Annotated in this window: 11 protein-coding genes; 10 read left to right on the forward strand and 1 reads right to left on the reverse strand. The window is 73.6% G+C overall.

Features of this window, described 5'->3' with window-relative positions:
- Positions 1 to 452: 452 nt before the first annotated feature.
- The 7 genes from AB0J93_RS20085 to AB0J93_RS20115 all read left to right on the forward strand — a co-directional run bounded on the left by AB0J93_RS20085 (position 453) and on the right by AB0J93_RS20115 (position 8,646).
- Entirely contained in the window at positions 453 to 941 is a 489-nt protein-coding gene (locus AB0J93_RS20085; protein WP_363923823.1) for a BlaI/MecI/CopY family transcriptional regulator, read from the forward strand.
- A gap of 9 nt (positions 942 to 950) precedes the next feature.
- On the forward strand, positions 951 to 1,856 hold the full coding sequence (locus AB0J93_RS20090) for a M56 family metallopeptidase (RefSeq protein WP_363923824.1): 906 nt from the start codon (positions 951 to 953) through the stop codon (positions 1,854 to 1,856).
- 114 nt (positions 1,857 to 1,970) lie between these two features.
- Positions 1,971 to 3,224: a cytochrome ubiquinol oxidase subunit I gene (locus tag AB0J93_RS20095; RefSeq protein WP_363923825.1), complete on the forward strand. Its 1,254-nt coding sequence runs from the start codon at positions 1,971 to 1,973 to the stop codon at positions 3,222 to 3,224.
- 10 nt (positions 3,225 to 3,234) lie between these two features.
- Positions 3,235 to 4,242 carry a cytochrome d ubiquinol oxidase subunit II gene (locus AB0J93_RS20100; RefSeq protein ID WP_363923826.1) on the forward strand — a complete coding sequence of 336 codons (1,008 nt, stop codon included), beginning with the start codon at positions 3,235 to 3,237 and terminating at the stop codon, positions 4,240 to 4,242.
- Entirely contained in the window at positions 4,239 to 5,915 is a 1,677-nt protein-coding gene (gene cydD, locus AB0J93_RS20105; RefSeq protein WP_363923827.1) for a thiol reductant ABC exporter subunit CydD, read from the forward strand. Before AB0J93_RS20100 ends, cydD begins: the two co-directional genes overlap by 4 nt.
- 156 nt (positions 5,916 to 6,071) lie before the next feature.
- A complete protein-coding gene (gene cydC / locus AB0J93_RS20110) occupies positions 6,072 to 7,907 on the forward strand; it encodes a thiol reductant ABC exporter subunit CydC (protein ID WP_363923828.1) in 1,836 nt (611 codons plus the stop codon).
- 67 nt (positions 7,908 to 7,974) lie between these two features.
- The gene (locus AB0J93_RS20115; RefSeq protein WP_363923829.1) at positions 7,975 to 8,646 is read left to right on the forward strand and encodes a permease prefix domain 1-containing protein; all 672 of its coding nucleotides are present in this window, start codon (positions 7,975 to 7,977) and stop codon (positions 8,644 to 8,646) included.
- Between the two features lie 3 nt (positions 8,647 to 8,649).
- On the opposite strand, the gene AB0J93_RS20120 is transcribed toward AB0J93_RS20115, so the two are convergent.
- Positions 8,650 to 8,991 (reverse strand): helix-turn-helix transcriptional regulator, encoded by a 342-nt coding sequence (locus tag AB0J93_RS20120; protein WP_363923830.1) that lies wholly within the window; start codon positions 8,989 to 8,991, stop codon positions 8,650 to 8,652.
- Between the two features lie 79 nt (positions 8,992 to 9,070).
- On the opposite strand from AB0J93_RS20120, the gene AB0J93_RS20125 reads away from it, so the two are divergent.
- From AB0J93_RS20125 to AB0J93_RS20135, 3 genes are all read left to right on the forward strand, one after another.
- Positions 9,071 to 10,087 carry a DNA primase gene (locus AB0J93_RS20125; protein WP_363923831.1) on the forward strand — a complete coding sequence of 339 codons (1,017 nt, stop codon included), beginning with the start codon at positions 9,071 to 9,073 and terminating at the stop codon, positions 10,085 to 10,087.
- Positions 10,088 to 10,127: 40 nt separating this feature from the next.
- Entirely contained in the window at positions 10,128 to 12,476 is a 2,349-nt protein-coding gene (locus AB0J93_RS20130) for a transposase (RefSeq protein WP_363923832.1), read from the forward strand.
- A gap of 151 nt (positions 12,477 to 12,627) precedes the next feature.
- Positions 12,628 to 13,845: an ABC transporter substrate-binding protein gene (locus AB0J93_RS20135; RefSeq protein WP_363923833.1), complete on the forward strand. Its 1,218-nt coding sequence runs from the start codon at positions 12,628 to 12,630 to the stop codon at positions 13,843 to 13,845.

A 13,845-nucleotide genomic window follows, 5' to 3' on the forward strand; every position in this document is an offset into this window, starting at 1 on the left:
TTTCCGGGGGCCTGCGCTTGTGGGGTTTCCGGGGAGCCTTCGCTTTTGGGTTTCCGGGGAGCCCCGCCCGCTCCGGGCGGTCAGGCTTGATCCCTGCGCGGGCGGGGCTCCCCGGAAACCCTGACGTGGGCACGGGCCGTCCGTGGGTCACGGCTCGCGGAGTGGTGCCCAGCGTGTGCCCCCGGCTCCCCCTCCCCCTCCCGCCCCGCTTCCCGTTCCGTTCCCTGCCCCTCTTGCCCCGGCCCCTCGCTCAAGATCCGGACAACTTCTCGGAAGTTGCTGGGTCGAGCAGGGGCGGAAGCAGCAGTTTCCCCGAAGTTGCTGGAACGGGCGGGGGGTGAGGCAGCAGTTTCCCCGAAGTTGCTCTGGTGGGCGGGGCGCGTGCGTGCGCGGGGCGGGTCGAGGGGGTTGGGGTGTGGGGGTGGGTCTACTACGGGGGGTAGGATTGCGGGGTGACTCGGCTGGGGGATCTTGAGCGTGCGGTGATGGACGTGCTGTGGGACGCGGTTCCCGCCACGTCGGATGGTGTCACCGTGCGCGAGGTGGCCGAGGCTCTGGACGGGCGGGAGTTGGCGTACACCACGGTGATGACCGTGCTGGACCGGCTGGCCGGCAAGGGCATGGTGCAGCGCGAGCGGGAGGGTCGGGCATGGCGTTACCGTGCTGCGGCCAGCCGTGAGGCGTACATCGCCCAGCTCATGCTCGATGCGCTCGACCTGGGCGGTAGCCGGGACGCGGCGCTTGTCCGGTTCGCCCGCTCGGTGACCGGCACCGAGGCCGACGTGCTGCGCGCCGCGCTCTCGGCGGAGGCCGGGACGGCAGCCGACACACCTGGACAGGCGGCGGACGGCCCGGGCCGCGGGCTGACCGACCGGGTCGAGTCGCCGCAGGCCGACCGGGCGTCGCGTCCTGGCCTGGCCGACGAGGCCGCGGAGCGGTAGGGCGACGCCGTGGCGCACACCCTGCACTTCGCCGCCTCGATGGTGGCGTGCTGGCTGATCGCCCAGGTGCTGGCCCGCTCCACCTGGACGTGGCGCAGCCCTCGGGTGGCGATCCTGTGTTGGCAGGCGATCGGCCTGGGGGTCGGTCTCTCCGCGATGGGTCTGCCGATCGCGCTGGGCCTCGCCCCGTACCAGCGGGGCACCGGCAGTGCGCTGCTGGCGCTCGCCGACGACCTTTGGCACGGCACCCTGCCGGCCGGCCTCGGTGCCGTGCACCTGGGGTTGGTCGGCGTCGGTCTCGGCATCGGGGCGGTGCTGCTGACCACGACGGTACGCAGCATCCACGGCGCGGTACGCGCCCAGCGCCGGCACCGGGACCTGCTCACCCTGGTCGCCCGACGGGATCCGACCGTGCCCGGCGCGCTGGTGCTCGACCATCCGGGTGCGGCGGCGTACTGCCTGCCGGGGGTGCGGCCCCGGGTGGTGGTCAGCGCCGGCACGCTCAGCCTGCTCGACCGGGCTGAGCTGGAGGCGGTGCTGACCCACGAGCGGGCGCACGCCCAGGAGCGACACGACCTGGTGCTGCTGCCGTTCACCGCGCTCTGCCGGGCACTGCCCTGGTTCCGCTGGGTTCGCGAGGCACACGAGCGGGTTTCGCTGCTGGTCGAGATGCGCGCCGACGACAAGGCCCGCGAGTTGCACGCCGAGGCTTCGCTGGCCGGCGCGCTGCGCCGGTTCGCCGCCGCCGGGAATCGGATCACGCCGGCCGGCGCGCTCGGCATGGGCGACCGGGATCTGGACGTACGGGTGCAGCGGCTGCTGGTCACCACACGCCCGCCCCGGCTGCTCGGTGCCACGGCGCTGTCCGTGACCGCGACCGTGGCCGCCCTGCCGGTCTCGCTCTTCCTCAGCTGACGGCCCCTGAATTAACCCTGATCATGCCGGCCCGGCTCGCACCGCGGACCTATATGTAGCGTCTCTACGTGTAGGCTCCCTATCCGCATCGACCCCCGTCCCGGGAGAGCCGACATGGACACCCTGCTCCTCGCTCGCCTGCAGTTCGCCACGACCGCCTCGGTCCACTTCCTCTTCGTGGCCGTCACACTCGGCCTGGTCACTTTGCTCGTCGGGATGCAGACCGCCTGGGTGGTGACCGGCAACCATCGCTGGGAGCGGCTGACCCGCTTCTGGGGCCAGCTTTACGTGATCAACTACGTGCTCGGCATCGCCACGGGCATCGTGATGGAGTTCCAGTTCGGGCTGAACTGGAGCGGGCTGTCGCGCTACGTCGGCAACGTCTTCGGCGCCCCGCTGGCGATCGAGACCCTGGTCGCCTTCTTCCTGGAGTCGACCTTCCTCGGCATGTGGATCTTCGGTTGGCACCGGCTGCGCCGTGGCGCGCACCTCGCACTGCTCTACGGGGTCGCGATCACCGCGTACGCCTCGGCTTTCTGGATCATGGTGGCCAACTCCTGGTTGCAGAACCCGGTCGGTTACGAGGTACGCGACGGCGTCGCCCACCTGACCGACTTCCCGGCGCTGCTGACCAACCCCGCCCTGTGGATGGCGCTCGGGCACGTGGTGTCGGCGGCGCTGCTCACCGGCGGCCTGCTGATGGCGGCGGTCAGTGCCTGGCACCTCAACCGGCGCACCACCGACCATGCGCTGTTCCGCACCTCACTTCGGATCGGGCTGGTCACCGCCGCACTGGCGATCACTCTCGTGCAGGGCTTCGGCTTCGCCCAGTTCGGGCCGGTAGGCGCGCATCAACCCACCAAGTTCGGTGGCAACCCGCAGGCCGACGCACTGATCGCCGACTGGACCGCCAGGTACGGCCCCGGCGACTACCTGCCTCCCACCCTTTCCAACGTCGGCCTCGGCTTCATGATCCTGATCGGTTTCGCCCTCGGCCTGCTCTGGCTGCTCGTCCCACTGCTCTGGCGGGACTGGATCATCCGCCTCCGGTTCCCACTCTGGCTGATCATGCTCAGCCTGCCCCTGCCGTTCGTGGCGCTGGTCCTCGGCTGGATCGCCCGCGAGGTCGGCCGCCATCCCTGGGTGGCGTACGGGTTGCTGCCGGTGGAACAGGCGGTCTCGCCGATCAGTCCCTGGTTGATGGCGACCTCGCTGGTCGGCTTCACCCTGTTGCTCGGCACGCTCGCCGTCACCAACTGGGTGCTGCTCGCCCGGCACGCCGCCCGGGGCGCCGCCGACCCGGCTCTCGGCCGTCCGCCGGCCCAGCCGCCGGCCGACGACCCCCACCCCGAACCCGCATTCGCCTGAGGAGCCGGAGATGGAACTCGCCTGGTACGCCCTGCTCGGCCTCTTCTTCGCCGGCTACCTGGTGCTCGCCGGCTACGACTACGGCGTCGGCCTGCTGCTCGCCCGGGGCACCGACCCGCCGCGCCGACGCGCCGCCCTCAACGCGGTCGGGCCGTTCTTCCTCGGCAACGAGGTGTGGCTGGTGGCCGCCGCCGGCATCCTGTTCGGCGCGTTCCCGGTACTGGAGGGGGAACTGCTCGCCGGCAGCTACCCGGCGGTGGCCGCCGCGCTGACCGGGGTGATCCTGGTGACCGCCGGGGTGCAACTTCGCAGCCGGCCGGGCAGCGGGTGGGCCCGCACCGCCTGGGACCGGGTGATCGCGATCGGCAGTCTGCTCGCCGCGCTCGGCTGGGGCGTGGTGCTCGCCGGACTGCTCCAGGGCGTACCGCTGCGACCCGACGGACATGTGGCCGGGGTGACGCACCTGTTCACCCCGTTCGCCGCCGCCACCGGACTGGCCCTGCTGGCACTGACCGTGGCGCATGGTGCGACCTTCCTCACCCTCCGGTTACCCGCCGTCGAGGGCGACCGGCTCCGGCCGTTGGCCCGCCGCCTGCTCCTCACCGCGATCATCGCGGTCGGCGCAGCGGCCGTCGTCGGCCTGCTCTCCGATCGGGTACGCGCCGCGGCGCAGCGCCCTGCGGTCGGCGTACTGCTGGCGGTGTTGCTGATGGCGGCCCTGCTGGCGGCGCGGACGGCGCTCGGGCGGCGACGGCCCGGCGTGGCCTTCACCGCCACCGCCACGGCGCTCGCGCTGCCGGTGCTGCTGGTCGGGGCGACTCTCTGGCCGTACGTGCTGGTGTCGACCGTGGAACCGAGCGCGTCACTGACGGCGACCGGCGCGGCGGCCAGTGCGCCGACCCTGCGGCTGCTGGGCTGGCTGACGGTACCGCTGCTGCCGGCCCTACTAGGCTTCCAGGCGATGTGCTTGTGGATTTTTCGGGGACGGGCCGACGGCAGGGCACCGGTGTACTGGTGAGCCGCCGCCCCTTCGACCCGCGGCTGCTGCGTCGGGTTCCCGCTGCCCGACGCGACCTCGGCCTGCTCGCGCTGCTCGGCGTGCTCGCCGCCGGTCTGGTCGTGGCGCAGGCCACCGCCTTGGCCGTGCTGCTGGCCACCGCCTTCACCGGGCGACTGGACCGGGCCGCGTTGGTCGGTCTGCTGGCCGCGGTCGCGGCCCGCTCGCTGCTGGTCTGGGCACAGGGCGCGGTGTCCGCGCGGGTGGCCGCCACGGTCAAGGCGGCACTGCGGGCCGACCTGCTGGGGGCCGTCGCCCGACACGGGCCGGGCTGGGTCGCCGGTCAGCGGGCCGGGCAGCTGGCCACGCTCGCCGGTCGGGGACTGGACGCGCTGGACGCGTACTTCACCGGTTACCTGCCGCAACTCGTGCTGAGCGTCACCGTGCCGGTCGCGGTGCTGGGCCGGGTCCTCTTCGCCGACTGGAGTTCGGCGGTGATCATCGCGCTGACGCTGCCGCTCATCCCGATCTTCGGGGCCCTGCTCGGCTGGCAGGCCCAGGCCGCCACCGAGCGTCAGTGGCGGCGGCTTTCCCTGCTCGGCGGGCACTTCCTGGACATGGTGGCCGGGCTACCCACGCTGCGCGCGTTCGGCCGGGCCCGGGCGCAGACCGACGCGGTACGGCGGATGGCCGACGGGCACCGGATCGCCACCATGAAGACGCTGCGGATCGCCTTCCTCTCCGCGCTGGTGCTCGAACTCGTCGCCACCCTGTCGGTGGCGCTGGTCGCCGTACCGGTCGGCATCCGACTGCTCGGCGGCGGTCTGGCGCTACAGACCGCGCTGCTGGTGCTGCTGCTGACCCCGGAGGCGTACCTGCCGCTGCGGGCGGCCGGCAGCCGGTTCCACGCCAGCATGGAAGGGCTCACCGCGCTGGACGAGGCGCTCACCCTCTCCGCCTCGGCTCCCCCGGCACCGGCGGGTCAGCCGGGCGCGCGACCGGACGGGCGCGCCGAGATCCGCTTCGAATCGGTGACCGTCGCGTACGAGCGCACCACTGCCCTGCGCGACGTGACGCTTACCATCCGGCCCGGCGAGCGCATCGCGATCATCGGGCCGAGCGGCGCCGGCAAGAGCACCCTGCTCAACCTGCTGCTCGGCTTCGTGCGCCCAACCGACGGACGGGTCACCGTCGGCGGGGTCGACCTGACCGACGCCGACCTCGACGGCTGGCGTCGACAGGTGGCGTGGGTGCCGCAGCGGGCCCACCTGTTCGCCGCGTCGCTGGCCGACAACATCCGGCTCGGCACCCCCGACGCCACGCCTACCGCCCTCGCCGCCGCGGTCCACGCCGCCGCGCTGGACGAGGTGGTCGCCGCCCTGCCCGACGGGCTGGACACCCTGCTCGGCGAGCGGGGGCACGGCCTGTCCAGCGGTCAGCGGCAACGGGTGGCGCTGGCCCGGGCGTTCCTGCGGGACGCACCGGTGGTGCTCCTCGACGAGCCCACCGCGCGCCTCGACGCCGCCGCCGAGGCGGTGGTGCTGTCGGCCACCCGCCAGCTGGTCGCCGGCCGCACCGCGCTGCTGGTGGCCCACCGGCCCGCGCTGCTGACCGACGTCGACCGCATCCTGCGGGTCGAGGACGGGCGGGTCACCGAACTGACGCCGGTACCGGCCGGGGAACGCCGCCCATGAGCGAGCGCAGCGAGCGAATCTGCCGGCTCAGTGCGGTGGTGGCTCATCGTGACGCCGAGCGAAGCGAGGTGGCGCGATGAGCGAGCGCAGCGAGCGAATCTGCCGGCTCAGTGCGGTGGTGGCTCATTGTGACGCCGAGCGAAGCGAGGTGGCGCGATGAGCGAGCGCAGCGAGCGAATCAGCCGGTCCAGTGCGGCGATGAGCAGCGGACTTTCGCCCGAACGGATCGTGCTGCGACTGGCCCGGCCGTACCTGAGGCGCCTGATCGGTGCCGGGCTGCTCGCCGCGGCCACCGAGTTCGCCGGGCTGGCCCTGATGGCGACCGCGACCTGGCTGTTGATGACCGCCGCCGGTCAGCCCCCACTGGACCGGCTCACCGTGGCGATCGTGGCGGTACGGGCGCTGGCGGTGAGCCGCGGCGTGCTGCGTTACACCGAACGTCTGGCCGGGCACGACGCGGTGCTGCGCCTGGTCACCGACGTTCGGGCCCGGGTCTTCGACACCCTGGCGTCCCGGCGGAGCAGTCCGCCACGCAGTGGGGACGCGCTGAGCCGGCTGGTCTCCGACGTGGAGGCGGTCCAGGACCTGCTGCTGCGGGTGGTCGTGCCGGCCGCCGCGGCCGGGCTGGTGAGCGTCTTGGCCGTCGGGTTGACCGCACTGGTGTCGCTGCCGGCCGCGCTCGCGCTCGCCGCCGGGTTGCTGGTGGCCGCCGTCGCCCTACCGGCGCTGGCGACCGCGCTGACCCGACGGGCCGGTGCGGAGGTGGCGCCACTGCGCGGTGCGCTCGCCACCGACGCGGTCGATCTCACCCATGGCGCCGCCGACCTGGCGGCGTTCGGGGCGACCTCGGACGCGCTGGCGGCAGCCGGGCGGCGGGCCCGCCGGCTGGCCCGGCTGGAGCGGCGACTCGCCGCGCTCGGCTTCGCCGTCGACGCGGCCGGGGTGCTGGTGGCCGGTCTCACCGCCGGGGCGGTGGTGTACGTGGCCCTCGGCACCGGCGTGGACGGGGTGCTGGTCGGCGTCCTGGCCGTCGGCACCCTGGCCGCCGTGGAGATCGCTCTCGCGCTGGTCGGCGCGGCCCGTCAATGGACCGGGCTGCGGTCCGGCCTGGCCCGGGTCGCCCAGCTCCTGGCACCCGGCGACGCTGACTCCGGGACCGCCCGGACCTCGACTGACCGGGGTGCGGCCGATGCCGCGAGCTTGCGCGACGCCGGGCGGGCGGTCGAGTCGGCACCGGCGGTCCGGTTCGAAGGGGTGACGGTTCGGTACCGGATCGGTGCTCCCGCCGCGCTCGACGGCTTCGACCTCGAGCTGCCGCCCGGACGTCGGGTCGCGGTCGTCGGTCCGAGCGGCGCGGGCAAGAGCACCCTGGCCGCCGTCCTGACCGGTGCGGTGTCCCCCACCGCCGGCCGGGTCAGCCTGGACGGGCGGGACGTGTCGTCGTACCCGTCTGAGCGGTTGCCTCGCCTGGTCGGCGGGTTGCTCGCCGAGGCGTACGTCTTCCACGCCACCGTCCGGGACAACATGCTGCTCGGTCGGCCGGATGCGGACGAGGACGCGCTGCTCACCGCCGCCACCGCCGCCGGGCTGGCGGACTGGGTCCGGGCCCAGCCGGACGGCTGGGACACGGTGGTCGGCGAGGAGGGTGGACAGCTCTCCGGGGGGCAACGGCAGCGGCTCGCGCTGGCCCGCGCTCTGCTCGCCGCGCCCGGGTTACTGGTGCTCGACGAGCCCACGGAGGGCCTCGACCCGGTCGCCGCCGACCAGGTGCTGGCCGGCACGTTGGCCGCGACCTCCGCCGGGCACTCGGTGCTGCTGATCACCCACCGGCTCAGCGGCCTCGCCGAACTCGACGAGATCGTGGTGCTGGACGCCGGCCGGGTCGTGCAGCGGGGTCGACACGCGGCGCTCGTGACGACGCCCGGCTGGTACCGGGAACAGTGGGTGTTGCAGCAGGCCGCCGAGCACGGCTACCTCGCGCTGTCGGGCTGATCCGTCGGGGCCGCCTCCGGGATGTCCCCGAGGCCGGGACACCAGCTGGCATGGCAGGGTTGGGGCCATGCCGGTCAGGGATGACGTGTTGGTCGAGGAACACCTGCGGCAGCTCGCCGGTCGGCTCCGTGGGCCACGTCGGCTGCGGACCGATCTGATGACCGAGGCCCGGCACGGGCTGCTCGACGCCGTCGAGGCGTACCGGGACAGCGGCCTGTCGGCGGCTGAGGCGTCGCGCCAGGCGGTCGCCGATTTCGGTACGCCGGATCAGCTGGCCCCGGCCTACCAGGCCGAGCTCGCGGTGGCCGCGCTGCGCGGGTTGTCCCTGCGAGTGGTCGCCTTTGCCGCGACCGCCTCGATCGCCGGTGATCTGACCTGGCACGGATCGAGCTGGAGCGGCGGACCGCGACCACCCTCCGGTTACCTGCTGTTGTCGCAGTCGGTGGAGTGGATCTGGGCAGGGGCGTTCCTGCTCGGTCTGGCCGGGCTCGTGCTGGTCGCGGCCACCGCCCGCTCGGCGCGTCCCGTACTGACCGCGCTGGCGCGCAGCGCCGGTGTCGCGCTGACCGGCACCGCCCTGCTGGGCGCGGTGGCCGGGGCCGGGCTGTTCGCCTGGTCGATCCTGCTGTGGGACGCGGCCCTGACCTGGCCACCGATGATCATCGGAATGGTCGTCGGCGCCGCCGCCCACGTGTGGCTGGGCAGCGCCGCCCGGACCTGGCTGCTGGCCACCCGCTGACGTTCAGCCCGCCGTGACGGGTGTGGTGCCCGGGTCCAGGAAGCGGCCGACTGTCGAACTGAACTCGCGCCACCCCGACCGCTGGTCGGCCAGTGCCCGCCGGCCGGTGTCGGTCAGCTCGTAGGTCCGCCGTTCCCGCCCGTTGACGGTGCTCCACGCGCTGGCCACGTGGCCGGCCCGCTCCAGCCGTCGCAGTGCCGGGTACACGGAGCCGGTGGGCAGGTCGAGGCGACCGTCACTGCGCGCCCGCAGGGCCTCGATGATGGCGTAGCCGTGCAGAGCCCCCCGCTCCAGCACGGCCAGGAGCAGGGCGTCGAGGTGTCCGTGCAGCGCCTGGGCGTTCATACGTAGACACGCTACTTGTTATCCGCGTGGTGAGCCACCGGGGTGCGGCCAGCGGTTACCGAGCGCAGCCAACTAGGGTATGTGCCCAGAGTCACTCACCGGCATCAGCGCCGGGGGTGGTAGCCCGACGCACACGGAGGTCACCGTGGCACGCCAGTCGCCCCAACGGCCGGACGCCGACGAGCCCGAGCTCGATGACACGACCGGCACCAGCGAGCCGGACGTCATCGAACCGGCCGACTCCGCGCCCGACGTAGCCGCGGCGGAGACCGCGGACCGCGCACTCTGGGACGAGCTGCGGATCGATCCGGTGGAGATCGCCCTGCCGGCCGGCACCGGCTTCACCCTGCGCGCGTACCGGCCGGCCAGCGAGCTGACCCCGACCGACGTGGCCGAGCGCGACGCCGACGATCCCTTCCTCGCCCGCCGGCAGGTCGGCCCGGCCGAGGGCGACGACGAGGAGGAGGGTGACGTCGTCATCCTCGACGAGGAGGTCGCCCGGGAGTTCGCCGAGAGCGAGGACGAGGAGAAGCGGGCGCAGCGCGGCGACGACGCCACCGAAGACGGGAAGGAGGACGCCGAGGAGATCACCGCCGATCAGGCTGGTGACGAGGAAGTGCCGGTCTTCCTGACCCACAAGGGCCGGCTGCTGCTGTTCAAGACGCCCGAGTCACTTGTCAGTTTCGTCCGTTCCGGCGCACCCAACGATCTGTCTCAGCTGGACAGTTGGGGTGAACTGTCCGAACGGGTGGAACCGGCTGACATCGCACCGCTGGACGATGACGTCTACGAACTCGACCTCGTCGTGGAGAACCTCCGCGGCGGGCACGACACCTGGGACCCGACGCTGCTCATCGAGGCCGGCGAGGTCGCCCGCGACCTGGCGTACGCCCTGCGGCTGCCCGCGGTGCTGGACATGCTCTCCGCCGGCTCCAGTCTCGACGACCTGGACGAGGCACTACGGGCGTCGGTCGGCGGCGGCATCGGCGGCTTCATGGGACGGCGTAGGCTGAAGAAAATCGGGGCACAAACCGCAAGTCTGGGTTGGCGGACCATTGTCGGGAAGATCTCTGCGGTCGTGGACTGGCGCGACTGACCCGCACCAGGGAGCATCAGTCTCTGGCAGAGAAAGCCTTGTGTCCCGGGAGGAGGACGACGCCGTGGCGCTCGTGCGCGTGTACTGCGGTCTGACCTCGGTGGACCCGGCCGACCGACCGGTCTCGACCGGATCGGCGCTGACGTCCGCTGTGGTCGACGACGCAGGCCGTCTGCTGCATGTCTGCGAGATCGGCGACGACCCGACGGGCTACGCCCGGCTGGTCACGCTGCTCGTGGAACGCTCAGGCGGGCCGAGCGGTGCGGCGATAGCCGCCGACAGCGACGACCACACCATCACCTCTCTGCTCAGCGCCGCCGGTCGCCCGTTGGCGATCGCCGACGACGACTCGGTCGACGACTTCGCCGAGCGGTTCGCCGACGACGACTCGCTGGAGGAGATGCAGTCGCCGCCGGCCGTCCGGCGCGCCGTCGGACTCGCCCGTGCGTTGCAGGCCGGGGCACTGTCAGCGGTGACCCTGCCGGCCCCTCGTGACCTCGCCGGGTACAAGCAAGTCCTCGCCGCACACGCCGCGCTGGCCAGCGGTCGGCACTCCGCCGCGGCCGCGCTGCGCGAGGTGCTCCGCGAGCTCTACCCGGCCGCGTTGCGCGCCTACCCCGACCCGGCCGAGCCGATCCCGCTGGCCGTGCTGGACGCGCTGCCCGAGCCGGGCATGCTTACCGATGCGGCCGGCCGGGGCCGCGACGCCGCGGTCACCGCGGACGCCGTCACCGCTCAACTCGCCGCCGAAGGGGCAGGTGACGCGGAGGCGATCGACGAGGCCGTCACCGCGCTGCGCGTCGCCATCTCCGAGACCCCACGGCGGGCCACCGTCAACCGGGCCCTCACCTCAGCCGCCGCGGAGACCATCCGACAGGCGGTCGCCTCCGTCCGGGCCTGTGACGCCGGCTGCGAGGCGCTCGTCGGTGCCCTGCGTGCCCGCACCGCCGGGCCGACGCCGGCGTCCGGCCGGCGAGCCGCCGCGCGACGCGGCGAACAGGTCGGCGAGCTGTCGGCGAGCACCCCCGGCACCCAGACCGGCCTGCGGTCGGTGCGCCCCAGCGGGCCTGAGCCGGCCGGTGGCCGTCGTAGCCGGCCGGAGCCGGTGCCGGGCAGTGCCCAGCCGGCCTCCCCGCGTCCGCTCGGCCCCCCGCCGGTGGCGCCCGCGCCAGTGACTCCCCCGCCGGTCGCACCCGCGCCGGTGACGCCGGCCGCCGTGGCCGGCCCGCCCGCCTCGCCGTCACGGGCCGAGTCGCACCCCTCTCGGGTGGACGGTCCGGCCAACCGGCCGATCTCCGCGCCGCCTCCGCCGCCGCCCGGCATCACGCCGATCGCACCGGCGCAGCGTGGCTCGATCCCACCCGCCGAAGCGGGCGAGCCGTTCCGGCCGACCCTCACCACGGCGGCGATCAACAATGCGCGCGCCGAGCGCCAGCGCACCGTCATCCCGCCCCGGCCGAAGACGAACGGCGAACCACCGGCACCGGCCGGCGGATTCAGCGCCACCGACCTCAGCGTCCCGGTGCCGGCTCCCCGCCCGGAGCAGGAGAAGAACGCTCCCCCGGGATCCCGCTCGAACTGGCCGCTGGTCAACAACCCGGAGAATCCGGCCGACACCTCGCCGCGCAATCCGGTCGTCGGTTCGTACGACGACCGGGGTCGGCGCAGCGCCCCCGAGCCCCCCACCGACCACGGTGCCGACCGCCGGGTCACCCCGCCGTGGCTCGCCGACGACCTGCCGCCGGAACCGCCCGTGCTGCGACTGGTCGAGCCGCCGCCGCTGGCCGACCGGGCGTTGCGCAACGGGGCCCAGCCGCCGCCGGAGACGCCGCCGCTACGGCTCGTCGACCGCGGCGGCACCGAACGCGGCAACCGGGGGGCCGAGCGATTGGAGCTTCCACCGGCCCGCCGTGCGGCGGAACCGCCGATCGAGCACCGGCCGCCGCCGGTCCCCGACGAGGGCGACGGCGATCTGCTGATCTTCGCGCAGGCTCGCTCCGCCTGGTTCGTGGGACACGGCGAAGAGGCCGACCTGGACTGGTCGACCACGGCCGACAGCGGATGGCAGGCCGCCGAGCAGGCGGCCCGTCCCGCAGTGGGTGCCGAGACGAATGCAGGGCTACCCAAGCGCGTACCGCAGGCCAACCTGGTGCCCGGCTCGCCGCTGCGGGAGGAGCGTCCGCTGCGGATAGTGCGGGACGCGGCCAGCCTGGCCGAGAACACCACCGGATACTTCCGCGGCTGGCGTCGGGGGCAGGAGATCGGTGGGTTCGCGGTCGGTGGGCGTCCCGGACGGGAGTCGGCCGGCGGCTGGGACTTCAGCCGCGACACCGGTGACCGCGACGACGATCGGGAGTACGAGTACCGCTCCGCCGGCTACCGCTCCTGACCACCGCACCGCATTGCTGTTGGTGGGCTGGTCCAAGGGCGTTCACCTGCGTGTTCCTGCCCACACCCGGATAATTTGACGCCGGGTCGGCAGGGCCGGAAGCATACCCGCGGAACAACCGGCGGCAGGTCGCCGGGCGGGAAGGCGACTCATGGCGACACCGGTAACCGGCCCATCCGTGGTCACTCGACGCGGCGTACTGGCTGCGGCGGCGGGCACGCTGCTGCTGGGCGCCTGCGGGCGCGACGACGGGCGGGAGAACACGGTCGCCCGACCCACTCCCGGCCACGAGTTGGTCGTCGGCGCCACGCTGGAGCTGAGCGGCCCCGGTGCGGCGCTGGGTGTACTCCAGCAACGGGCCCTGGCCATCAGTGCGGCCGCCCTCAACGAGAAGGGCGTGGCGGTCGGTAACCTCCGCCGGACGGTACGCGTCGAGGTGCTGGACAACCGCAGCGATCCCCGGCTGGCCGCTCGGCAGGCGACCGAACTGGGCCGCCGGGAGGACGTGCACGCCCTGCTCGGAGCCACCCTGGCGGAGACCTCGATGTCGGTCATCGGAGTGGCGCAGAAGCTCCGACTGCCGTTCGTGTCGTTGGCGTTCGGCGACTCCATCGCGGTGCCGCTGGCCCAGCGGGCCTACGTCTACAAGGTCACCCCGGACGCCGGAGACGTGGCGCGGCGGCTCGCCCAGCTGATCAACGCCGAAGGGCTGCGCCGGGTGGTGGTGCTGGCCGAGGAGGGGCTGCACGGCGACTCGGGTGTCCGGGCCATGCGGGGCGCGCTGCGAACCGCAGAGGTCGGCCTGGCCCGCACCGTACGACTGTCGACCGGCAAGGCCGGCATGGCCCGCGCCGCCGAACAGGCCGTCGCGGCCCGCGCGGACGGTGTGGTGGTCTGGGCCACCGCACCAACATCCGGCGCCGCCGCACGGGCACTACGCGCGGCCGGGCATGACGGTGAGATGTTCTTCGACGCCGGGGCGGTGGCCGAGGAGACTCTGGACGGTCCCAATCTGCCCGCCGTCGAGGGCTCCTACGCGGTCCACCCGTCCTCGCTGGGCGGCTCCACGATCGCCAACAGCAGCGCCGCCGGGCGCGCCTACCGCGACCTCGTCTCGGCGTACATCCGCGCGCACGGCGCCTACCGTGGCTTCGCCCCGTACGCCTCGGACGCGCTGCTGCTGATCAGCACGGCGGCCCGGTTGGCCGACAGCGTGGACCGTGGTCGGCTGCGGGCGTACCTGCAGAACCAGGTCACCGATGGCCTGGCGGGGATGTACTCGTTCACGCCCATCCGGCACAGCGGCATGGACCGCCACTCCCTCGGGGTGTACCGCGTCGACGGCGGCGCCTGGAACCGGCTCAGCTGA

Source organism: Micromonospora sp. NPDC049374, from assembly GCF_040677165.1.
Classification (GTDB): Bacteria; Actinomycetota; Actinomycetes; order Mycobacteriales; family Micromonosporaceae; genus Micromonospora.